Below are 19,575 nucleotides of genomic sequence, written 5' to 3' on the forward strand. Positions count from 1 at the left end.
CTTGGGCGCCGGTGGTCAGCTCAAGCTCAGCCACCGGCACGCCCTGAACGCCCCTTCCCTCCCAGAGGTTGCACTGCGACATGACTTGGCCCTTTCGCGGGCGCGCCCCATATCCATGTCCATGAACCACGTCGCTCCCGTGCTCTTTCAACCCATCCGTCAGCCCATGCCGGAAGGGGGGAAGCCTCTGCGCTGCGTCTTCGAGGTGGAGCAGGCGGATGGCACGAAGCGCACCCTGGAGCCGGCCGGCGACCAGCCCACCGCCATCGCGGAACTGACGCGCGGCGTGATGGAGGGCGAGCGAGACCAGGTGCTGCTGGGCGTCACCGGCTCGGGCAAGACCTTCACCATGGCGAAGGTGATCGAGGCGGTGCAGCGCCCCACCCTGATCCTGGCGCCCAACAAGACGCTGGCGGCGCAACTCTATGGAGAGATGAAGTCCTTCTTCCCCGACAACGCGGTGGAATACTTCGTCTCCTACTACGACTACTACCAGCCGGAAGCCTATGTTCCGCGCACCGACACCTATATCGAAAAAGACAGCCAGATCAACGAGCAGATTGACCGGATGCGCCATTCCGCCACCCAGGCGCTGCTGGAGCGGCGGGATGTGGTGATCGTGGCCTCCGTGTCCTGCATCTACGGCATCGGCTCGGTCGAGACCTATTCGAACATGGTGGTGAAGCTGGAGCAGGGCGGCACCATCGGCCGCGACGCGCTGGTGAAGGGCCTGGTCGAGCAGCAATACCGCCGCAATGACGCCGCCTTCCAGCGCGGCACCTTCCGCGTGCGCGGCGAGAACCTGGACGTCTGGCCCGCCCACCTGGAAGACCGCGCCTGGCGCATCTCCCTCTTCGGCGACGAGATTGACGGGTTGCGCGAATTCGACCCGCTGACGGGCGAGATCACCGGCGAGTTCGAGAAGCTCTCCATCTACGCGAACAGCCACTACGTCACGCCGCGCCCCACGCTGACCCAGGCCATCCAGCGCATCAAGGTGGAGCTGAAGGAGCGGCTGGCGGAACTGGAGGCGGAGGGCAAGCTGCTGGAGGCCCAGCGCCTCGACCAGCGCACCACCTTCGACATCGAGATGATGGAGACCACGGGCTCCTGCAAAGGGATCGAGAACTACAGCCGCTACCTGTCCGGCCGGAACCCGGGCGAGCCGCCGCCCACCCTGTTCGAATACCTGCCCGAGGGCGCGCTGCTGATCGTGGACGAGAGCCATGTCACGGTCCCGCAGATCGGCGGGATGTATCGGGGCGACTATGCGCGCAAGATCATCCTGAGTGATTTCGGCTTCCGCCTGCCCTCCTGCACCGACAACCGCCCCCTCAAGTTCGAGGAGTGGGACAGCTTCCGCCCCCAGACCCTCTTCGTCAGCGCCACGCCCAGCCCTTGGGAGATGGAACGCACCGGCGGCGTCTTCGCCGAGCAGGTGATCCGCCCCACGGGCCTCGTGGACCCCGTCTGCGAAATCCGCCCGGTGGAAGGCCAGGTGGATGACCTGCTGGCCGAGGTGCGCCTGGTGGCCAGCCAGGGCGGCCGCGTGCTGGTGACCGTGCTGACCAAGCGCATGGCCGAGCAGCTGACCGAATACCTGACGGAAATGGGTGTGCGCGTGCGCTACCTGCACAGCGACGTGGACACGCTGGAGCGCATCGAGATCATCCGCGACCTGCGCCGCGGCGTCTTCGACGTGCTCATCGGCATCAACCTGCTGCGCGAGGGCCTCGACATTCCCGAATGCGCGCTGGTGGCCATCCTGGATGCGGACAAGGAAGGCTTCCTCCGCAGCACCACCAGCTTGATCCAGACCATCGGCCGCGCGGCGCGCAACGCCGAGGGCCGCGTCGTCCTCTACGCCGACCGCATGACCGACAGCATGAAGCGCGCCCTGGAGGAGACCGAGCGCCGCCGCGCCAAGCAGATCGCCTGGAACACCGAGCACGGCATCACGCCCACCACCATCCGGCGCGGCATCAGCGATGTGCTCAAGGACATCAGCCAGGGCGACTACGTCACCGTCGAGGCGGTGGAGGGCGACACCAGCGCCGACTTCGTGGGCAAGGACCTCCGCGCCAGCATCGCGGAGCTGGAACGCCGCATGCGCGCCGCCGCCGCCGACCTCGAATTCGAGACGGCGGCGCGGCTGCGCGACGAGATCAAGCGGCTGGAGGCCCTCGATCTCGGCCTGCCCGCCCTGGCCCCCAACGAGGCCGGGCGGTCCTTGCGCGAGGCCACCCCCAAGAAGGATTGGAAGCCCAAGCCCATGGGGCCCGGCGGGGGCGGCTATGACCCCAAGAAGGGCAAGCGCGGCCGGAAAGGGCCTTAGCCCGAGACTTCCAGCAGTTCCACGTCGAAGACCAGCGTGGCGTTGGGCGGGATCACGCCGCCGGCGCCGCGCGCGCCATAGCCCATCTCGGGCGGAATGGTCAGGCGGCGCTGGCCCCCCACGCGCATGCCGGCCACGCCACGGTCCCAGCCCGCGATGACGCGGCCTTCGCCGAGGGTGAAGCTGAAGGGCACGCCGCGGTTGAAGCTGCTGTCGAACTTCGCACCCTTGTTGTCCTCGGCCGAGGCGTCGAACAGCCAGCCCGTGTAGTGGACCGAGACCTCCTTGCCGGCGAGCGCCATGGCGCCCTCGCCCTTCACCAGATCATCCATCTTGAGCGTCATGTCGCAGCCTTTCAGGAAAATGTCGCACCGGCATAGCGGGTAGGGGCGGCTTGGTCAGCCCACCCGCTCCGCCCCGATCAGGAATTCGCGGTTGCCCTCCGGCCCCAGCAGCGGCGAGGGCTCCACGCCCCGCACCACCCAGCCCGGCTGGGTGGCCCACCAGGCGGCGATCTCGGCGCAGACGGCCTCATGCACCGCCGCGTCGCGCACCACGCCGCCCTTGGCGATGGCCGGCCCCACCTCGAATTGCGGCTTGATCAGCGCCACCGCCCAGGCGCCGGGCGCGCAGAGGGCCATGGCCGCCGGCAGCACCACGCGCAGGCCGATGAAGCTGGCATCGCAGACCAGGGCGGTGATGTGTTCGGGGATGTCCTCGGCGGTCAGGTGGCGGGCGTTCACACGCTCCTTCACCACCACGCGCGGGTCGTTGCGCAGCTTCCAGGCGAGCTGGCCGTGGCCCACATCCACCGCATAGACCCGCGCCGCGCCATGGTGCAGCAGCACATCGGTGAAGCCGCCGGTGGAGGCGCCCACATCCAGCGCCACCCGCCCCGCGGCATCAAAGCCGAAATGCACGATTCCGTGCGCCAGCTTCACACCCCCGCGCGAGACCCAGGGGTGATCCTGCCCGCGCAGCTCCAGCGGGCGGCCCTCGGCGATGGTCTCGCCAGGCTTGTTGATGCGCGCCTCGCCCGAATAGACGAGGCCCGCCATGATCAGCGCCTGGGCGCGGGTGCGGCTTTCCGCGAGGCCGCGCTCCACCAGCGCCACATCGGCGCGTTGCTTCGCCAAGTTCTCAGGCGCTGGCGGGAACGGCCAGCGCCTCCTTGCCCAGGGCGCTCAGCGCCATCGCCACGATATGCGGCGCGTTCAGCCCGGCCAGGTCGTATTGCTTCTTCGGGCTGTCATGGTCGATCCAGATGTCCGGCAGCGTCATCGGCCGGAACTTGAGGCCATGGTCCAGCAGCCCCTTCAGCGCCAAATGGTGCATGACCAGGCCGCCGAAGCCGTTCAGGCTGCCTTCCTCGATGGTGATCAGCACCTCATGGTGCTTGGCCAGCTGCTCCACCAGCGCGGTGTCGAGCGGCTTGGCGAAGCGCGCATCGGCCACCGTGCAGGACAGGCCATAGGTGGCCAGCTCATCCGCCGCCTTCAGGCATTCCTGCAACCGCGCGCCATAGGAGAGGAGGGCGATCTTGCTGCCCTCGCGCACCACCCGCCCCTTGCCGATGGGCAGCGGCGTGCCGCGCGCGGGCAACGGCTCCAGCGCGAAGCCCTCGCCGCGCGGATAGCGCACGCCGGAGGGGCCATCATCAATCTGCGCCATGGTCGCGATCATGTGGGCGAGTTCGACCTCGCAGCTCGCCGCCATCAGCGTGAAGCCGGGCAGGCAGCCGAGATAGGCGATGTCGAAGCTGCCCGCATGGGTCGCGCCATCGGCGCCCACCAGGCCCGCGCGGTCCATGGCGAAGCGCACGGGCAGGTTCTGCAGCGCCACGTCGTGGACCACCTGGTCGTAGCCGCGCTGCAGGAACGTGGAATAGATGGCGCAGAAGGGCTTCAGCCCCTCGGTCGCCATGCCGGCGGCGAAGGTGACGGCGTGCTGCTCGGCGATGCCCACGTCGAAGCAGCGCTCCGGGAAGCGCTTGGCGAACATGTCGAGGCTGGTGCCCGAGGGCATGGCGGCGTTGACGGCCACGATGCGCTCATCCGCCTCGGCCTCGGCGATCAGCGCCTGGGCAAACACCTTCTGGTAGACGGGCGGGCCGGGCGGGGCCTTCTGCTGCTCGCCGGTGATGACGTCGAATTTCTGCACGCCATGATACTTGTCGCCGCTGGTCTCGGCGGGCGCGTAGCCCTTGCCCTTCTGCGTGACGGCATGGACCAGGAAGGGGCCCTTGTGCCCGGTGTCGCGCAGGTTGCGCAGCACGGGCAGCAGGTGGTCCATGTTGTGGCCGTCCACGGGGCCGACATAGTAGAAGCCCATCTCTTCGAAGAGCGTGCCGCCGGTCAGCAGGCCGCGGGCATATTCGTCGGCGCGCTTGGCCACGCGCTCGATCGGGCCCGGGAAGTTCTTCGCCATCTTGGCCACGAAGTCCCGCACCGAGAGGAAGGGGCGGGAGGAGATGGTACGGCTCAGATAGGCGCTCATCGCGCCCACGGGCGGCGCGATGGACATGTCGTTGTCGTTCAGGATGACGATGAGGTTGGCCTTCTCGGCCCCCGCATTGTTCATCGCCTCATAGGCCATGCCGGCCGACATGGATCCATCGCCGATGACGGCGATGACGTTACGCGGCTTCTCCTGCAACGCGCTCGCGATCGCCATGCCGAGGCCCGCGGAAATGGACGTCGAGGAATGCGCCGCGCCGAAGGGGTCGTATTCGCTTTCGCTGCGCTTGGTGAAGCCCGACAGGCCCCCGCCCTGGCGCAGCGTGCGGATGCGGTCCCGCCGCCCCGTCAAAATCTTGTGCGGATAGCACTGGTGGCCGACATCCCAGATCAGCCGGTCATGCGGCGTGTCGAACACCGCATGGATGGCGACCGTCAGTTCGACGACGCCCAGCGAGGAGCCGAGATGCCCGCCGGTGACGGAGACGGTGCTGATGGTCTCGGCACGCAACTCGTCGGCCAGCTGGCGCAATTGCTCGCTGGAGAAATTCCGCATGTCGGAAGGGACGCGGACCCGGTCCAGCAGCGGGGTGGCAGGACGGTCTTGCATCAATTCCTCCGCGCGATCACGAAATCAGCGAGCGCGCGCAGCATGTCCGCCCGCTCGGAAAATCCATCCAGGTGGTCGCGCGCCTGCGCGACCAGTCGTTCGGCCTGCAACCGGGCCCTTTCGAGGCCGAGCAGGCCCACCAGCGTGGCCTTGCCCGCCCCGGCATCCTTGGCGGTGGCCTTGCCCACCTCCTCGGCGGTGCCGGTGGCGTCCAGCAAATCGTCGGCGATCTGGAAGGCCGCGCCCAGCTCCCGCCCATAGGCGGCCAGCGCCTGGCGCTGCGAGGGGGCGGCCTTGCCCAGCACCGCACCCGCCTCGGCCGAGAACTCGATCAGCTTGCCGGTCTTGAGCAGCTGCAGCCGGCCGATGGCGCTTTCGTCCAGCGCGCCGCCCGACTGCTCGGCCATGATGTCCAGCATCTGCCCGCCCACCATGCCGCGCGGGCCGGCGGCGTGCGCCAGCATCCGCACCAGCTCGATGCGCACGGCGGGGTCGGGGTGGGTCGCTTCGGCGGCCAGCACGGTGAAGGCGTGGCTTTGCAGCGCATCGCCGGCCAGGATGGCGGTGGCCTCGTCGAAGGCCTTGTGGTTGGTGGGCTTGCCGCGGCGTAAATCGTCATCGTCCATGGCCGGCAGGTCGTCATGGATCAGGCTGTAGGCGTGCACCATCTCGATGGCGCAGGCCACGCGCAGCGCCGCGCTGCGGGCCACGTTGAACTGCTTGGCGCCCTCCAGCACCAGGAAGCCGCGCAGCCGCTTGCCGCCGCCGATGGTGGAATAGCGCATGGCGTCGAAGAGCCGCGCCTCGTCACCCTCCACCCGGGGAAGAACCTCATCGAGCGCCGCGTCGATCTCGGCGGCCGCCGCCGCCATGGCGGCGGGCAGATCAAGGGCGGATGCACCCGCCGGGACCATGTTCATGCGAACCCGAATTCCTATTCCACATTCCGCAGGACGAGCCCGGCCTTGCCCTCGACCACCGCCTGCACCTTGGCCTCGGCCTCGGAGAGCTTCTGTTCGCAATGCCGGCGCAACGCCGTGCCGCGTTCATATTCCGCGATGGCCTGGGCCAGGGTGGCCCGGCCGCCCTCCAGCGACTTCACGATGGTTTCCAGCTCGGTCAGGGCTTCCTCGAAGGAGAGGGAGGCGATGTCCCGTTCCCGTGCCTCACCGGCACCCACAGCACGCTCGCCTACCATCCGCTCGACCGACATGACCTTCTCCCAACCCTATTGCACTATAATGCCGCCTGACGCGAACCCAAAGCCTTCATCGTTTTGACATCAGTCCCGCAACAATCCCCGCACATGGGCGGCGGCCGAGACCGCCAGCGCCGGCAGGTCATAGCCGCCTTCCAAAAGGCTGACGATGCGCCCGCCGCAATGCCGCCCGGCCAGGGCGCAGAACTCGGCCGTGAGCCAGGCGAAATCCGCCTCGGTCACGCGCAGCTGGGCCAGCGGGTCGCGCGCATGGGCGTCGAACCCGGCCGAGATCACCAGCAATTCCGGCCGGAAGGCCTCGATGGCCGGCAGCAGATGCTCCGACCAGGCCGCGCGAAAGGCCGCGCCATCGGCGCCCGGCGGCAGGGGCGCGTTGAAGATGTTGCCCGCCCCCGCTCCTCCGCCGCCCCGGTGCCGGGGTAGAGCGGCATCTGGTGCGAGGAGGCGAAGAGGATGCTCGGATCCTCCCAGACGCAATCCTGGCTGCCATTGCCGTGGTGCACGTCGAAATCGCAGATGGCCACCCGGCTCAGCCCATGCGCCGCCTGGGCGTGGCGGGCGGCGATGACCGCATTGGCGAAGAGGCAGAACCCCATGGGTTTCCGCCTTTCGGCATGGTGGCCGGGCGGGCGGGTGGCGCAGAAGGCGCGCTGCACATGGCCGCCCAGCACCTCGTCCACCGCCCGCACCGCGGCGCCGGCCGCCAGCAGCGCGGCCCGTGCGCTGCCCGCGCACATCACCGTGTCGGCATCCAGCGCCACATATTCGCCGGGCGCGGGGCGCACGCCCAATATGGCCGCGACATAATCGGGCGGGTGGACGCGTTCGAGCTGTTCATAGGTGGCCTCGTCCGGCTCGTCGCGGATGAGGCCGGCGAACTCCTCGGCCTCCAGCGCCTGGAGCACGGCGCGCAGCCGGTCGGGGCATTCGGGGTGGCCCTCGCCCATCTCGTGCAGCAGCCCGTCGCGGTGGGTCAGCAGCAGCACGCTCATGGCGTGGCCTTCCGGCGCAGGACGAAGCGGTGCACCCCATCGGCACCCGTCTCGGCCGAGAGCAGGGTGTGGCCCGTCTCCTCCGCATAGGCCGGGAAGTCCTTCAGCGCCGCGGGGTCGGTGGCCAGCACGGTCAATGTGGCGCCGGGGGCCATGCCGCGCAGGGCCTTGTTCGTCCGCAGCACGGGAATGGGGCAGGTCATGCCGCGCGTGTCGAGGATGGTCGTTGTCTCTCCCATTCATGCACTCCACCATTGCGCGGGGCTTGCCCGCAAGGGGCGCGCGGCACAGCTTCACCCCATGCGAATTGGCGTGGATCTCGGCGGCAGCAAGATCGAGGTGGTGGCGCTGGACGCCGCCGGCCATGCAAGGCTGCGCCGGCGGGTGGCCACACCCCCAGCTACCCCGGCGTCATCGCCGCCATCCGGGCAGTGGTGGAGGGGGTGGAGGCGGAACTCGGCGCGCGCGGCACCGTGGGCGTGGGCATTCCGGGCAGCCTTTCGCCGGAAACGGGGCTGGTGCGGGGCGCCAATTCCACCTGGCTGAATGGCGGGCGCCTGGATGTGGACCTGGCCGCCGCACTCGGCCGCGAGGTGCGGATTTCCAATGATGCCAATTGCCTGGCCCTCTCCGAAGCCGCCGATGGCGCGGCGGATGGGGCCGCCAGCGTCTTCGCCGTCATCCTCGGCACCGGCGTCGGCGCGGGCCTGGTGGTCCAGGGCCGGCTGCTGGAGGGCCTGAACCGCATCGCCGGCGAATGGGGCCACAACCCCCTGCCCTGGATGACCCAGGCCGAATTCCCCGGCCCACGCTGCTGGTGTGGCCAGCGCGGCTGCATCGAGACCTTCCTCTGCGGCCCCGCCCTGGCGGCCGATGCCGATGGGCCGGGCGCCCGCGACGCCTCCAGCCTGCCCGCCCGCACCGATGCCGCGGCAAAGAATGCCCTGGCCCGCCACGCGGACCGCCTGGCGCGGGCGCTGGCGCATGTGGTGAATTTGCTGGACCCGGAGGTGATCGTGCTGGGCGGCGGCCTGTCCAACATGGACCACCTCTACACGGACCTGCCCCGGCTGTTGCCGCGCCATGTCTTCTCGGACGTGGTCCGCACACGGATCGTGCGGGCCGCCCATGGCGACAGCTCGGGCGTGTTCGGCGCGGCGCGGCTGTGGCCGTAGTCCCATCCCTCTGCCGGGACTGCTTCTCCACCGCCCCCGGCGAGGGAACCGCCTGCGCCCATTGCGGCGGCCGCCGCCTGATGCGCCACGCGGAACTCTTCACCCTCACCATCGCCCATGTGGATTGCGACGCCTTCTTCGCCAGCGTGGAGAAGCGCGACCGGCCGGAGCTGGCGTCCAAGCCGGTCATCGTGGGCGGCGGCAAGCGCGGCGTGGTCTCCACCGCCTGCTATGTCGCCCGCACCCATGGCGTCCGCAGCGCCATGCCCATGTTCAAGGCGTTGGCCGCCTGCCCCGATGCGGTGGTCCTCAAGCCCGACTTCACCAAATATTCCGCCGCCGCCGCGCAGATCCGTGCCCTGATGGAGGCGCTCTCTCCCCTCGTGCAGCCGCTCTCCATTGATGAGGCGGTGCTGGACCTGGCGGGCACCGAGGCCCTGCACAACGCGCCCCCCGCCGTGGTCCTGGCCCGCTTCGCAAAGGCCGTGGAGCGCGAGGTGGGCGTCACCATCTCCATCGGCCTCGCCCACAACCGGCTGATGGCCAAGCTGGCGGCGGAGCGTGACAAGCCGCGCGGCTTCGCCGTCATCGGCGCCTCCGAGGCCGCCGGCTGGCTCGCGCCCCAGCGCGTGGGCCTGCTGCCCGGCATCGGGCCCGCGGCGGCGCGGCGGCTGGAGGCGGCGGGCATCACCCGCCTTGGCCAACTGGCGGCCCTCGACCCCCGCGCGGCCCTGGCACGGCTGGGCGAGGAGGGGCCCTCCCTCGCCGCCCGCGCCCGCGGCGAGGACAACCGCCCGGTGAACCCCGTACGCGAGACCAAGAGCATCAGCGCCGAGACCACCTTCGACACGGACATCGCCACCCTGCCCGAACTTGAATCGGTGCTGTGGCGTATCGCGGAGAAGCTGGGAAAGCGCCTTTCGGCCAAGGGCTTCGCGGCAGGCGGGGTGGCGCTCAAGCTCAAGACCGCGCGCTTCGAGACGCGCAGCCGCCAGGCCCGCCTGCCCGCCCCCACCCGCCTGCCGGAGACCCTCTTCGCCGCCGCCCGCCCCCTGCTGGCGCGCGAGGTGGACGGCACGCCCTTCCGCCTGCTGGGCCTGGGCGCCGCGCCGCTGGTGGACGGCGCCGGCGCCGACCGCGGCGATTTGGCCGACCCCGAGGCGCCGCGTCGCGCCGCGAAATGGCAGGCGGTGGAGGCGCTGCGCGCCCGCTTTGGCGAGGCCGCCGTCAGCCCGGGGCGGGGCCTGGGGGCGAAGCCGCGGCGCGGGGACGGCGCCTGAGCCAAAGCGCCGAATCAGCCGCCCGGCGCCACCAGCACCTTGTCGCGATAGTTGCAATGCGCCGCCGCCTTGCAGCGCCAGCATTCGGGCGCCCGCGCCTTGCAGATGTAGCGCCCGTGCAGGATCAGCCAGTGATGGGCGTCGCGCAGCAGATGGGGCGGGCAGCGCTTCACCAGCGCGTCCTCCACCTCCCGCACCGTCTTGCCGGGTGCCAGGCCGGTGCGGTTGCCCAGGCGGAAGATATGCGTGTCCACCGCCATGGTCGCCTGGCCGAAGATGACATTGAGCACCACGTTGGCGGTCTTGCGGCCCACGCCGGGCAGGGCCTCCAGCGCCACCCGGTCGGCAGGCACCTCGCCGCCATGGCGCTCCACCAGCATCTGCGCGAGCGCGGCCACATTGCGCGCCTTGCCCTGCCACAGCCCGATGCGGCGGATGTGCTGCCCGATCCCCTCCGCCCCCAGCGCGGCCATGGCGGCGGGCGTGGGGGCGGCGGCGAAGAGCGCGGGCGTCACCTTGTTCACCATCGCGTCCGTGGTCTGGGCCGAGAGCACCACCGCCACCAGCAGGGTGAAGGGGTCGGTGTAGTGCAACTCCGTCTCGGGCGCGGGGTTCTCCTGGGCGAGGGCCTCCAGGAAGGCCACGGCCTGGGCCCGCGACATCAGCCGCGCGCGGCGCGGGGCGCGGGCGGTGCCATGCAAAGGGGCAAGGGGGCGAATGGAGGGGGTTTTCACGTCGCAGGTCATTCTATCTCATTCAGGCATGGTCAAGGCCCATCCCCTATTCGAGGCCCGTTCGACGCCGCTCAACAGCCTGAGCGCGCGGGGCTTCCGCATCGTGGCCGGCATTCTCTGCGGGGGCTTCGCCTTCACGGGGCTGCTCTTCACCCTGATGGGTGCCTGGCCGGTGCTGTTCTTCGCGGGGGCCGAGGCGGTGCTGGTCGTGGCCATGCTCGCCCTCTACCGCCGCCACGCCACCCACAGCGCGGAGCTGGTCACCCTGCAGGCCGGCAGCATCATCGTGCGCCGGCGTGAGGGGCGGCGGGTCGAGGAGGCCCGCTTCGACCCCTTCTGGGCCAAGCTGCGCTGGGAGGGCTCGCGCCTGCTGCTGGGTCACCGCGAGACCAGCATCGAAATCGGCCGCTATCTGGCCCCGGAGGAACGCGAAGACTTGGCCCAGCAACTCGAATCCGCCCTGCGCACCTATCGCGAACCCCGCTTCGACAACCCGCAGCTGCGCGCATGAGGCGCCTCTTCGCCCTGGCCCTGGTGCTGCTGGCGGCCGCCTGCGCCACGCCGCCCGCGCCCCCGCCGCCGGCCCCCTGCCCTATCCGCCCAGCGCGCGGGAAAGGCTGCAACGCCTCGCCATGGCCGAATGGCAGGATTGGGGCTGCACCACCTCGGGCCTGCCCGGCCCGGCGCTCGCCCCCTGCACGCCCTCCGCGGCCGCCCGCCCGGAGGCAGACCCCAGCAACTTCCCCCGCGTGCTGGCCTATTGGCGCGCCGTGCCGCAGACCGAGGCCGCCATCCCGCGCAACCGCGCCCTCTACGCCCGCGCCCTGGGCGGCGAAGCGACGCCCCTCTGGGCCGAGCCCTTCTGGTCCGCCGCCTTCATCTCCTGGCTGATGGGGGCCGCGGGCGTGGACCATGTGGAATTCGCGCCCGACGCCGCCCATGCGCGCTACCTGGACCATCTGGACCTGCTGGCCGCCACCCATCCGCGCACGGCCCCCTTCCTGCCGCGCGACCCCGCCGCCTATGCCCCGGAGCCCGGGGACCTGGCCTGTTTCGACCGCTCCCGCCGCCCGCTCACCCGCTGGACCGACCGTGCTTCCGAACGCGGCCAGTTCCGCCCCATGCATTGTGACCTGGTGGTGGCCACCGGGCCGGGCGTGGTGGAAATGCTGGGCGGCAATGTGAACGACATGGTGACGCTGCACCGCGCCCCCGCCGATGCGGCCGGACGGCTGCTGCCCACGCCGCGGCGCTTCCTGGTCATCATGGAAAACCGCTTGGGCCGACTGCCGCCCTGGGGCGCCGTGCCGATCAGCTGAGGGGGGCGCCCCGGGGCCCTCGCGAAGTCGCGCAACGACTTCGTGGGGCAATGCTCAGGCCTCTCTGGCCTCCGCCAGCAACAGCCGGCGCAGCCAAGCATGACCGGGGTCCGCCTCGAAGCGCCGGTGGAACACCAGGGAAAGCCGCGTGTGCCGCACCGCCACCGGCGGCTCCCGCACCACCAGCCCATGCGGGGCGGCCAGGCTCTCGGCCAGCCGGGCCGAGACGGTGATGATCATGTCCGTCCGCTTCAGCACCTCCGGCACCGCCGAGAGATGCGCGATCACACCCCCCAGCCGCCGCGACAGCCCCTGCCCACCCAGCACCACGTCCAGCGCCCCATCGCGCGAGCCATTGGCGGAATGCAGCAGATGCGGCACCGAGAGGAAGCGTTCCATCGTCAAATCCCCCACCGCGAGCGGGTGGTCGGGGCGCATCAGGGTCAGGAAGGCCTCGGGCAGCATCCGCAGACGTGTGTAGAGCGCCGAGGGCTCCGGCAGCACCGCGATGGCCAGCACGGCGTCGCCCTGTTCCAGCAGCGCCTCGGCATTGGTGCGATCGGCGTGGCGGATGGCGAGCAGGCAGCCCGGCGCCTCGCGCGCCATGCGGGCCAGCACGGGGGGCGCCAGCACCGCCTCGGCATATTCGGACAGGGCCACGGGAAAGATGCGCCGCGCCGTGGCGGGGTCGAAGGGGGTCTGGGCGGAGAGCACCTCGGCCAGCCGGTCCAGCGCCTCGGCCACAGGCGCGGCCAGCGCCAGGGCCAACGCCGTGGGCTCCACGCCGCCCGGCCGGCGGAGGAACAGTTCATCCCCCAGCGCCGCCCGCAGCCGCGCCAGCGCGTTGGAGACGGCCGGCTGGGAGAGGTTCAGCCGCTGCGCCGCGCGCGTCACATGCTTCTCGCGCGCCACGGCGTCGAAGACGCGCAACAGGTTGAGGTCGAGCTGGGAGAGGTCGGTCACGGGGCAGACCCATCATTCACGACATGGATGATGGTCCTGTCGCATCGGGATTGGAAGCGGGGGCTCGTCCGGGCGCAGATGGTGGCCAAGGGCGGCGCGGCCGCCTTCCCACATAAGGACGACCCACATGCCCACCCCCCACCAGACCACCCCCTACGCGGCGCTGCTGCTGCGCCTCTCCCTCGGAATCCTGCTGCTGGCGCATGGCGCCTGGCTGAAGTTCGGCGTGTTCGGGCTGGCGGGGACGATGGGGTTCTTCGGCTCGCTGGGCTATCCGCCCGCGCTGGGCGCCGTGGTCGCCATCGCGGAGACGCTGGCGGGCCTGGCGCTGATCCTGGGCCTCTGGGTGCGCGTCGCCTCGCTGGCCCTGGTGCCGGTGATGCTGGGCGCGACCCTGGTGCATCTCGGCAATGGCTGGCTGTTCAGCGCCCCGGGCGGCGGCTGGGAATTCCCGGCCTTCCTGGCGGTGACCCTGCTGGTGCAGGCGGGGCTGGGGGCCGGCGCCCATGCGCTGGCGCGGCCGGCGGCGGCCTGACCGCTCCGGCAATTCCGCCTCCGCGGACCGCGTTCTAGCTGCGGAGAACGCGATTCACCGCTCCAGCGATTCCGCCTCCGCGGACCGCGTTCTATCCGCTGAGAACGCGATTCACCGCTCCGGCGATTCGCCTCCGCGGATCGCGTTCTAGCCGCCGAACAGCCTGGCCACCCAGCCGAAGGGCGGCCAGGCGGTGGCGATGGCATCGCTGTAGAGGAACAGCAGCATCAGGATCACCACCAGGGCCAGCAGGCTGCCGGCCCAGGCCAGCGGCAGCAGCGCCCCGCCCCGGACCCGGCGCGGGGCGCCCGGCATCCAGCGCGGCGTGGCCAGGGGCGGCGGCGCGGCAGGGCGGGGCGTGAGGGTGCCGTCCTCGTTCAGCATCTCGGCGGGGTCGGGACCGATGCTCATGGGCGCGGTGACAGGCGCCGACTCGGGCTCCGGCTCCGGCGGCGCGCCGATGCTGCGGGGAAGCGGCGCGGCGGGGGGCGGTTCCTTGGCGTCCGCTTCCGGGGCGGAGGGCTCCATCGCCGGAGGTGCGTCATCGGCCGCGGGCGGAGCCAGCGAGACCTCCTCCGGCAATTCCGGCACCCAGCGCGTGCCGCAGGCCGCGCAGCGCACAGGCTTGCGCGTCAGCACCAGGGCATCTGGCACGCGGTAGGCCGTCGCGCAGTTCGGGCAGGCGATGTCCATCTCTGGATCCGCATGTGCCAACGGAAGCCCGTGGTCCGCAACCTCCCGCTGTGCGAAACCAGGGGCCGGGGCAGATTCGAAGGGGGATGGACCCATGGTCCGGTTCACCAATATCGGCCTGCGCTATCCGGAAGGGCGCGGCCAATGGGCGCTCAGCGGGCTCGATTTCCTGCTGGAGACGGGCAGCTTCACCTGGCTGCTGGGCCCCTCGGGGGCGGGCAAGTCCAGCGTGCTGGGGCTGATGCACCTGGCCGTCCGGCCCACGGCCGGGCGGATGGAGGTGCTGGGCCAGGACGTGGCGCGCATGCGGCGCGGCGCCCTGCCGGGGCTGCGCCGGCGAATCGGCGTGGTGTTCCAGGATTACCGCCTGCTGCCGCACCTCAATGCCTATGAGAACGTGGCCCTGCCGCTCCGCATCCAGGGCCTGACCGAGCAGCGCCTGCGCGCCGACGTGAACGAGATGCTGCGCTGGGTGGGCCTGCTGGAGCGCGCGGATGCCGCCCCCGCCTCGCTCTCAGGCGGCGAGCAGCAGCGCCTCGCTTTGGCCCGCGCGGTGGTCGCCCGCCCCGCCCTGCTGGTGGCGGACGAACCCACGGGCAACCTGGACGGCGCCCAGGCGCGCCGCGTCATCGCCCTGCTGCGCGAGATGCACAGGCTGGGCACCACCGTGGTCGTTGCCACCCACAGCGAGGCCCTGCCCGAGGAATACCCGGCGCCGGCGCTGCGACTCGAGGCTGGGCGGCTGCTCTCCCATGGCTGACCGCAACGCCTTCCGCATGCGCCGCCTGCGCGGCCGCGACCCGCTGGGGCTCCGCCGGGCGCTGGCCGGCTGGCTGCTGCCCGCCCTCGTCGCCGCCATGGCCCTGCTGGCCGCCATGGCCCTGACCGGCGCGCAGGGGGCGGGGAGCCTCGCCGCGCGGTGGGAACAGGCGGCGGCGGGGCAGATCCTGGTGCAATTGCCGCCGGAGGGCCTCGGCCCCGCGCTGGACAGGCTCTCCGCCCTGCCCGGCGTGGCCTCGGCCACCCCCGTGCCGGATGCAAGGCTGCGCGAATTCCTCCGCCCCTGGCTGGGCGAGGTGCCCGGCCTGCCCCTGCCCGCCATGGTGGAGATGCGAATCTCCGACCCCTCCGCCGAAACCGCCATCCGCGCCGCCGCCGCCGACATCCCCGGCGCCCTGGTCGAGGAACGCGGCGAGGCCGTGACCCAGGCGCTGCGCGTGGCCAATGGGGTGCGGGGGCTCGCCTGGGTGATCCTTGCCATCATCGTGCTGGTGGCCACCGCGCTGGTGGCCGTGGCGACGCGCGCGGGCATCTCGGCGCGCAGCCAGACCATCACGATCCTGCACGAGCTGGGCGCGCGCGATTCCGACATCGCGGGCCGATTCGCCCGGCGGCTGGGTTGGCTGTGCACGCTGGGGGCGCTGGGGGGCTGGCCATCGCCCTGCCCGCGCTCTGGCTGCTGGCCGATGCCGCCATTCCCGTCGCCATGGCGCGGCCGGCGGCGCTGGCCGATCTGCCCTGGTGGGGGCTGCTTTCCCTGCCGCTGGTGGCGGGGACCATCGGCTGGATCACGGCGCGGCTGACGGTGGGGGCCTGGCTGCGCCGCTTGCCGTAGCGGCCTTCCGGTGCGAAGCGGGTGGGATGCGCCTGCTGGTCCTCGACGCCGCCCTGTCCCGCTGCCTCGCGGCCCTGGTGGAGGATGGCCACTGCCTCGCGGCGCATGAGGCCCCCGGGCCGCATGGCCAGGCCGCCGCCCTGCCGCCGCTGGTGGAGGCGCTGATGGGCGAGGGCTTTGACGCCATCGCCGTCGGCATCGGGCCGGGCAGCTTCACCGGGCTGCGCACCGCCATCGCCCTGGCCGAGGGGCTGGCGGCGGCGCGGGGCGTGCCGCTGGTCGGCGTCTCGACCGGCGAGGCACTGGCCGGCACATCCCCGCACCCCGTCTGGGCCTGCACCGAGAACCGGCGCGGCGGGCTCTTCCTCGAACGCTTCGGCCCTGGCCCCGTCGCCGAAGGCCCGCCCCTTTCGCTGGCGGAAACCGCCCTGCCCCCTCCATCCACCCTGACCTGGCTGGTGGGCGATGGCGCGCCCCGCGCCGCCGCCCGGCTGCGGGCGCGCGGCGCCCCGGTGGCGCTGGGCGCCGCGCGCCAGGTCGAGGCGCTGCCGCTGGCCGCCGTGGCCCTGCGCCGCCTGCGCGGCGAAATCCCACCCCGCGCCGCCCTGCCCCTCTATGTGGACCCGGCCGCGACCACATGACCCTGCGCACGGCCGCGCCGGAGGATGCCGCGCTGCTGGCCGCCATCCACGCCAGCGCCTTCCCGGCGCATGAGGCCTGGGACGCGAAGACCATGGCCACCCTGCTCGGCATGCCCGGCGCGCTGGCGCTGGTGGCGGGCGGGGATGGCATGATCCTGCTGCGCCGCGCCGCCGATGAGGGCGAGGTGCTGACCTTCGCCGTGCGCCCCGAGGCCCGCCGCGCCGGCCTCGGCCGCGCCCTGCTGGAGACGGGCATGATGCTGCTGGCCGCCCAGGGGGCCACCGCCCTGCTGCTGGAGGTGGCGGAGGAAAACGCCGCGGCGCTGGCGCTCTACGCCGCCTGCGGCTTCACCCGCGCCGCCACCCGGCGGGACTATTACGGCGCGGGGCGGCACGCGCTGCTGCTGCGGGTTGATTTAGGCGCGTGATTCACGCCTTCCGCCGCCCCTTCACCCAGGCGCATGGTCCAACGCCACCGCCTTGAGCAGGGCGAAGACCTCATCCCCCTCGCTGAGTTCCAGACGCGCCACCGCGTCGCGCAGCACGCGCGAGAGCAGCACCGCCTCCCCCACCCGCAGCCGCAGCAGCACCTCATCCGGATGCTGCGCGGCGGGGGTGATGGCCGTGAGGCGGCAGGGCAGGATGTTGTGGATGGACAGCCCCTCCGGCCGCGCCCGCGCCACCGCGATGTCGCGCGCGCGCAGGCGGATGCGCAGCCGCGCCCCCGGCGCCTCGCGCCGCAGCGGCACCTCCAGCGTGCCGCCGGGGAAAGCCAGGCGCGTCAGCCCCCGCGACGGGTCATGCGCGGCCACGGTGCAGGTCAGCACCGCGCCGGCATCGCGCCGGGCCGCCAGCGGCAGATCGGGCCGGAGGGAGAGTTCGTCCGGGCTGCCCTGGGCGAGCACCCGGCCCGCCTCCAGCAGCACCAGCCCATCGGCCAGGGCATCCACCTCCTCCAGCGCATGGGTGACGTAGAGGATGGGCGGGCCTTCCATGTCCCGCAGCCGCGCGAGGAAAGGCAGGATTTCGGCGCGGCGTGGCGCGTCCAGCGCGGCCAGGGGTTCGTCCATCAGCAGCAGCCGGGGGCGGGAGAGCAGGGCGCGGCCCAGCGCCACGCGCTGCTTCTCCCCGCCCGAGAGGGCGCGCGGCCTCCGGCCCAGCAGCGCGTGCAGGCCGAGCAGCGCCACCACCTCCGCGAAACCAGGCCCCTCCGCCCCGGCCGGCGCGCGGCGCATCCCGTAGCGCAGGTTGCCCTCCACCGAGAGGTGGGGAAACAGCCGCCCCTCTTGGAAGACCACGGCGCAGCGCCGCCGCTCGGGCGGCAGGAAGCGGCGGGTGGCGGTGTCCAGCAGCGCCTCGCCCTGCAGAACCACCCGGCCTTCCTCCGGCCGGAACAGGCCGGCGATGGCGGCGAGGATGGTGCTCTTCCCGCAGCCCGAGGGGCCGAACAGCGCCGTCACGCCGGGCCCCGCGGTGAAGGCGGCCTCCAGCGCGAAGCCGGGGAAGCGGTGGCGGAGTTGCACTTCCAGCATCAGCCGCGCCCCAGCCAGCGGTGCATCCGCCGCGCGATGAGTTCGGCCAGCAGCAGCCCGGCCAGGGCCAGGGCGAAGGAGATGCCGGCCAGCCGCGCCGCCGTGGCCTCCCCGCCCGGCGTCTGCGTGGCGGTGTAGATGGCGAGCGGAAGGGTCTGCGTCTCGCCCGGCACGTTGGAGGCGAAGGTGATGACGGCGCCGAACTCCCCCAGCCCCGCCGCGAAGGCCACCACCGCCCCGGCCAGGATGCCGGGCAGCATCAGCGGCAGGGTGATGGTGAAGAACACATCCCAGCGCCCTGCGCCCAGCGTGCGGGCGGCGGCCTCCAGCCCCTCATCCACATTCTCCAGCCCCAGCCGCACCGCGCGGACGATGAGGGGGAAGCCCATCACGGCGGTGGCCAGCACCACGGCGTCCGAGGTGAAGACCAGGCGAATGCCGAACCAATGCTCCAGCGGCGCCCCCAGGGGCCCGCGCACGCCGAACAGCATCAGCAGCGCCCAGCCCACCACCACGGGCGGCACCACCAGCGGCAGGTGGACCAGCGCGTCCAGCAGGAAGCGGCCCGGAAAGCGGCCCCGCACCAGCAGCCAGGCCACCAGCACCGCCGGCGCCAGCGACACCAGCACCGAGCGCGTGGCGACGCTGAGGCTGAGCCAGACGGCCTGCGCCTCCTCGGCCGAGAGCCAGCCCTCCATCATTCGGTCAGGCTGAAGCCCAGGCGCCGCCAGATGGGCGCGGCGTCCGCCCCGGCCAGGAAGTCGAGGAAGGCGCGGGCGGTGGCGTTGCCCGCGGCGCGGCGCGTCAGGGCGAAGGGGTAGGTCACGGGCGGGTGGCTGCCCGGCGGGAACAGGCCCGCCACGGCCACGCGCGCGCTGGCCGCGGCATCGGTGGCATAGACGATGCCGAAGGGCGCCTCGCCGCGCTCCACCAGCAACAGGGCGGCGCGGACATTCTCGGCGCGGGCCAGCCGGGGGGCCAGCGCCGCCCATTGCCCCATCCATTCCAGCGCCGCCCGGGCATAGCGCCCGGCGGGCACATGCGCCGGGTCGCCCACCGCGAGCCGCCCGCGCGGCCCGAGCAGGGCCAGAAGATCGGTTCCGCGCGCCAGCGCCACCTGCCGCGCCTGGTCCACTGGAGTAACAAGGGCGAGCGCATTGCCGATGGGGCTCCGCCGCGTCTCGGCCAGGATCAGGTTGCGTTGCTGCAGATGGTCCATCCAGGCCTCATCGGCCGAGAGAAACAGGTCCGCCCCCGCCCCCTGCTCGATCTGCCGCGCCAGGGTGGAGGACGCGGCCAGCGAGACGCGCGGCGCGGGATGGCCGCGGGCGGCCCATTCCGCGCCCAGCAGGCGCAGCGCATCCGCGAGGCTCGCGGCCGCGAAGACGGTGACGGGAGACTGCGCCCGCGCCGGCAGACCCAGCAGCGGCAGGGCGAAGGCCGCGCGGCGGAGGATGCGTCCTTGGCCCATGGGCC

21 protein-coding genes and 2 pseudogenes are annotated in these 19,575 nt (G+C 72.1%); 10 read left to right on the forward strand and 13 right to left on the reverse strand.

What is annotated here, in order from left to right:
• Nucleotides 1-115 precede the first annotated feature (115 nt).
• Nucleotides 116-2,335 carry an excinuclease ABC subunit UvrB gene (uvrB, locus tag ICW72_RS08875; protein ID WP_408639225.1) on the forward strand — a complete coding sequence of 740 codons (2,220 nt, stop codon included), beginning with the start codon at nucleotides 116-118 and terminating at the stop codon, nucleotides 2,333-2,335.
• Here uvrB and ICW72_RS08880 read toward each other — a convergent pair.
• From ICW72_RS08880 to ICW72_RS08910, 7 genes and pseudogenes are all read right to left on the reverse strand, one after another.
• Nucleotides 2,332-2,679 carry an FKBP-type peptidyl-prolyl cis-trans isomerase gene (locus ICW72_RS08880; protein ID WP_191085861.1) on the reverse strand — a complete coding sequence of 116 codons (348 nt, stop codon included), beginning with the start codon at nucleotides 2,677-2,679 and terminating at the stop codon, nucleotides 2,332-2,334. The genes uvrB and ICW72_RS08880 overlap by 4 nt on opposite strands.
• A 54-nt stretch (nucleotides 2,680-2,733) precedes the next feature.
• Complete coding sequence (locus ICW72_RS08885) at nucleotides 2,734-3,471, reverse strand: TlyA family RNA methyltransferase (protein WP_191085862.1); 738 nt, start codon at nucleotides 3,469-3,471, stop codon at nucleotides 2,734-2,736.
• A gap of 4 nt (nucleotides 3,472-3,475) precedes the next feature.
• Nucleotides 3,476-5,401, reverse strand: a complete 1,926-nt coding sequence (dxs, locus tag ICW72_RS08890; RefSeq protein ID WP_191085863.1) for a 1-deoxy-D-xylulose-5-phosphate synthase — start codon at nucleotides 5,399-5,401, stop codon at nucleotides 3,476-3,478.
• Nucleotides 5,401-6,321, reverse strand: coding sequence for a polyprenyl synthetase family protein (locus ICW72_RS08895; protein ID WP_223880931.1), 921 nt, complete (start codon nucleotides 6,319-6,321; stop codon nucleotides 5,401-5,403). Before ICW72_RS08895 ends, dxs begins: the two co-directional genes overlap by 1 nt.
• Nucleotides 6,322-6,335: 14 nt before the next feature.
• Nucleotides 6,336-6,599 (reverse strand): exodeoxyribonuclease VII small subunit, encoded by a 264-nt coding sequence (locus ICW72_RS08900; RefSeq protein ID WP_191086197.1) that lies wholly within the window; start codon nucleotides 6,597-6,599, stop codon nucleotides 6,336-6,338.
• An 84-nt stretch (nucleotides 6,600-6,683) separates the two neighbouring features.
• Nucleotides 6,684-7,612 (reverse strand): annotated as a pseudogene (locus ICW72_RS08905) (histone deacetylase family protein).
• The gene (locus ICW72_RS08910) at nucleotides 7,609-7,851 is read right to left on the reverse strand and encodes a sulfurtransferase TusA family protein (RefSeq protein ID WP_184386484.1); all 243 of its coding nucleotides are present in this window, start codon (nucleotides 7,849-7,851) and stop codon (nucleotides 7,609-7,611) included. Before ICW72_RS08910 ends, ICW72_RS08905 begins: the two are co-directional and overlap by 4 nt.
• A 61-nt stretch (nucleotides 7,852-7,912) precedes the next feature.
• Here ICW72_RS08910 and ICW72_RS20645 point away from each other — a divergent pair.
• Nucleotides 7,913-8,787: pseudogene (locus tag ICW72_RS20645) on the forward strand (ROK family protein).
• On the forward strand, nucleotides 8,778-10,067 hold the full coding sequence (locus ICW72_RS08915) for a DNA polymerase IV (RefSeq protein WP_223880933.1): 1,290 nt from the start codon (nucleotides 8,778-8,780) through the stop codon (nucleotides 10,065-10,067). The pseudogene ICW72_RS20645 and the gene ICW72_RS08915 overlap by 10 nt, the downstream one beginning before the upstream one ends.
• 14 nt (nucleotides 10,068-10,081) lie before the next feature.
• On the opposite strand, the gene nth is transcribed toward ICW72_RS08915, so the two are convergent.
• Complete coding sequence (gene nth, locus ICW72_RS08920) at nucleotides 10,082-10,729, reverse strand: endonuclease III (RefSeq protein ID WP_191085865.1); 648 nt, start codon at nucleotides 10,727-10,729, stop codon at nucleotides 10,082-10,084.
• A gap of 100 nt (nucleotides 10,730-10,829) precedes the next feature.
• Here nth and ICW72_RS08925 point away from each other — a divergent pair, with 100 nt between their 5' ends.
• On the forward strand, nucleotides 10,830-11,312 hold the full coding sequence (locus ICW72_RS08925; RefSeq protein ID WP_191085866.1) for a DUF2244 domain-containing protein: 483 nt from the start codon (nucleotides 10,830-10,832) through the stop codon (nucleotides 11,310-11,312).
• A gap of 121 nt (nucleotides 11,313-11,433) precedes the next feature.
• A complete protein-coding gene (locus ICW72_RS08930) occupies nucleotides 11,434-12,120 on the forward strand; it encodes a DUF2272 domain-containing protein (protein ID WP_191085867.1) in 687 nt (228 codons plus the stop codon).
• 54 nt (nucleotides 12,121-12,174) lie between these two features.
• On the opposite strand, the gene ICW72_RS08935 is transcribed toward ICW72_RS08930, so the two are convergent.
• Complete coding sequence (locus ICW72_RS08935) at nucleotides 12,175-13,083, reverse strand: LysR family transcriptional regulator (protein ID WP_191085868.1); 909 nt, start codon at nucleotides 13,081-13,083, stop codon at nucleotides 12,175-12,177.
• 127 nt (nucleotides 13,084-13,210) lie between these two features.
• On the opposite strand from ICW72_RS08935, the gene ICW72_RS08940 reads away from it, so the two are divergent.
• Nucleotides 13,211-13,618: a DoxX family protein gene (locus ICW72_RS08940; RefSeq protein ID WP_191085869.1), complete on the forward strand. Its 408-nt coding sequence runs from the start codon at nucleotides 13,211-13,213 to the stop codon at nucleotides 13,616-13,618.
• Nucleotides 13,619-13,765: 147 nt separating this feature from the next.
• Here the strand turns inward: ICW72_RS08940 and ICW72_RS08945 are convergent, their stop codons facing one another.
• Nucleotides 13,766-14,311, reverse strand: a complete 546-nt coding sequence (locus tag ICW72_RS08945; protein WP_191085870.1) for a zinc-ribbon domain-containing protein — start codon at nucleotides 14,309-14,311, stop codon at nucleotides 13,766-13,768.
• Nucleotides 14,312-14,405: 94 nt separating this feature from the next.
• Here ICW72_RS08945 and ICW72_RS08950 point away from each other — a divergent pair, with 94 nt between their 5' ends.
• From ICW72_RS08950 to ICW72_RS08965, 4 genes are read left to right on the forward strand one after another with little or no spacing between them, the layout of a single operon-like run.
• Nucleotides 14,406-15,071, forward strand: coding sequence for a cell division ATP-binding protein FtsE (locus tag ICW72_RS08950; RefSeq protein WP_191085871.1), 666 nt, complete (start codon nucleotides 14,406-14,408; stop codon nucleotides 15,069-15,071).
• Nucleotides 15,064-15,894, forward strand: coding sequence for a cell division protein FtsX (locus ICW72_RS08955; RefSeq protein ID WP_223880934.1), 831 nt, complete (start codon nucleotides 15,064-15,066; stop codon nucleotides 15,892-15,894). Before ICW72_RS08950 ends, ICW72_RS08955 begins: the two co-directional genes overlap by 8 nt.
• A 58-nt stretch (nucleotides 15,895-15,952) precedes the next feature.
• On the forward strand, nucleotides 15,953-16,567 hold the full coding sequence (tsaB, locus tag ICW72_RS08960; RefSeq protein WP_191085872.1) for a tRNA (adenosine(37)-N6)-threonylcarbamoyltransferase complex dimerization subunit type 1 TsaB: 615 nt from the start codon (nucleotides 15,953-15,955) through the stop codon (nucleotides 16,565-16,567).
• Nucleotides 16,564-16,995, forward strand: a complete 432-nt coding sequence (locus ICW72_RS08965; protein WP_191085873.1) for a GNAT family N-acetyltransferase — start codon at nucleotides 16,564-16,566, stop codon at nucleotides 16,993-16,995. Before tsaB ends, ICW72_RS08965 begins: the two co-directional genes overlap by 4 nt.
• 21 nt (nucleotides 16,996-17,016) lie before the next feature.
• Here ICW72_RS08965 and modC read toward each other — a convergent pair whose 3' ends face one another.
• From modC to modA, 3 genes are read right to left on the reverse strand one after another with little or no spacing between them, the layout of a single operon-like run.
• Entirely contained in the window at nucleotides 17,017-18,099 is a 1,083-nt protein-coding gene (modC, locus tag ICW72_RS08970; protein ID WP_191085874.1) for a molybdenum ABC transporter ATP-binding protein, read from the reverse strand.
• A complete protein-coding gene (gene modB, locus ICW72_RS08975; RefSeq protein ID WP_456300184.1) occupies nucleotides 18,099-18,800 on the reverse strand; it encodes a molybdate ABC transporter permease subunit in 702 nt (233 codons plus the stop codon). The genes modC and modB overlap by 1 nt, the downstream gene beginning before the upstream one ends.
• Entirely contained in the window at nucleotides 18,797-19,570 is a 774-nt protein-coding gene (gene modA, locus ICW72_RS08980) for a molybdate ABC transporter substrate-binding protein (RefSeq protein WP_191085875.1), read from the reverse strand. Before modA ends, modB begins: the two co-directional genes overlap by 4 nt.
• Nucleotides 19,571-19,575 lie beyond the last annotated feature (5 nt).

This window comes from Roseococcus microcysteis (assembly GCF_014764365.1).
Taxonomy (GTDB): domain Bacteria; phylum Pseudomonadota; class Alphaproteobacteria; order Acetobacterales; family Acetobacteraceae; genus Roseococcus; species Roseococcus microcysteis.

Coding starts and splice junctions, on each gene's coding strand:
- uvrB (WP_408639225.1), top strand. CDS start 116: ATGTCCATGAACCACGTCGCTCCCGTGCTCTTTCAACCCATCCGTCAG.
- ICW72_RS08880 (WP_191085861.1), bottom strand. CDS start 2,679: ATGACGCTCAAGATGGATGATCTGGTGAAGGGCGAGGGCGCCATGGCG.
- dxs (WP_191085863.1), bottom strand. CDS start 5,401: ATGCAAGACCGTCCTGCCACCCCGCTGCTGGACCGGGTCCGCGTCCCT.
- ICW72_RS08895 (WP_223880931.1), bottom strand. CDS start 6,321: ATGAACATGGTCCCGGCGGGTGCATCCGCCCTTGATCTGCCCGCCGCC.
- ICW72_RS08900 (WP_191086197.1), bottom strand. CDS start 6,599: ATGGTAGGCGAGCGTGCTGTGGGTGCCGGTGAGGCACGGGAACGGGAC.
- ICW72_RS08910 (WP_184386484.1), bottom strand. CDS start 7,851: ATGGGAGAGACAACGACCATCCTCGACACGCGCGGCATGACCTGCCCC.
- nth (WP_191085865.1), bottom strand. CDS start 10,729: ATGTCGCGGGCCCAGGCCGTGGCCTTCCTGGAGGCCCTCGCCCAGGAG.
- ICW72_RS08925 (WP_191085866.1), top strand. CDS start 10,830: ATGGTCAAGGCCCATCCCCTATTCGAGGCCCGTTCGACGCCGCTCAAC.
- ICW72_RS08930 (WP_191085867.1), top strand. CDS start 11,434: ATGGCCGAATGGCAGGATTGGGGCTGCACCACCTCGGGCCTGCCCGGC.
- ICW72_RS08940 (WP_191085869.1), top strand. CDS start 13,211: ATGCCCACCCCCCACCAGACCACCCCCTACGCGGCGCTGCTGCTGCGC.
- ICW72_RS08945 (WP_191085870.1), bottom strand. CDS start 14,311: ATGGACATCGCCTGCCCGAACTGCGCGACGGCCTACCGCGTGCCAGAT.
- ICW72_RS08950 (WP_191085871.1), top strand. CDS start 14,406: ATGGTCCGGTTCACCAATATCGGCCTGCGCTATCCGGAAGGGCGCGGC.
- ICW72_RS08955 (WP_223880934.1), top strand. CDS start 15,064: ATGGCTGACCGCAACGCCTTCCGCATGCGCCGCCTGCGCGGCCGCGAC.
- tsaB (WP_191085872.1), top strand. CDS start 15,953: ATGCGCCTGCTGGTCCTCGACGCCGCCCTGTCCCGCTGCCTCGCGGCC.
- ICW72_RS08965 (WP_191085873.1), top strand. CDS start 16,564: ATGACCCTGCGCACGGCCGCGCCGGAGGATGCCGCGCTGCTGGCCGCC.
- modC (WP_191085874.1), bottom strand. CDS start 18,099: ATGCTGGAAGTGCAACTCCGCCACCGCTTCCCCGGCTTCGCGCTGGAG.
- modB (WP_456300184.1), bottom strand. CDS start 18,800: ATGATGGAGGGCTGGCTCTCGGCCGAGGAGGCGCAGGCCGTCTGGCTC.
- modA (WP_191085875.1), bottom strand. CDS start 19,570: ATGGGCCAAGGACGCATCCTCCGCCGCGCGGCCTTCGCCCTGCCGCTG.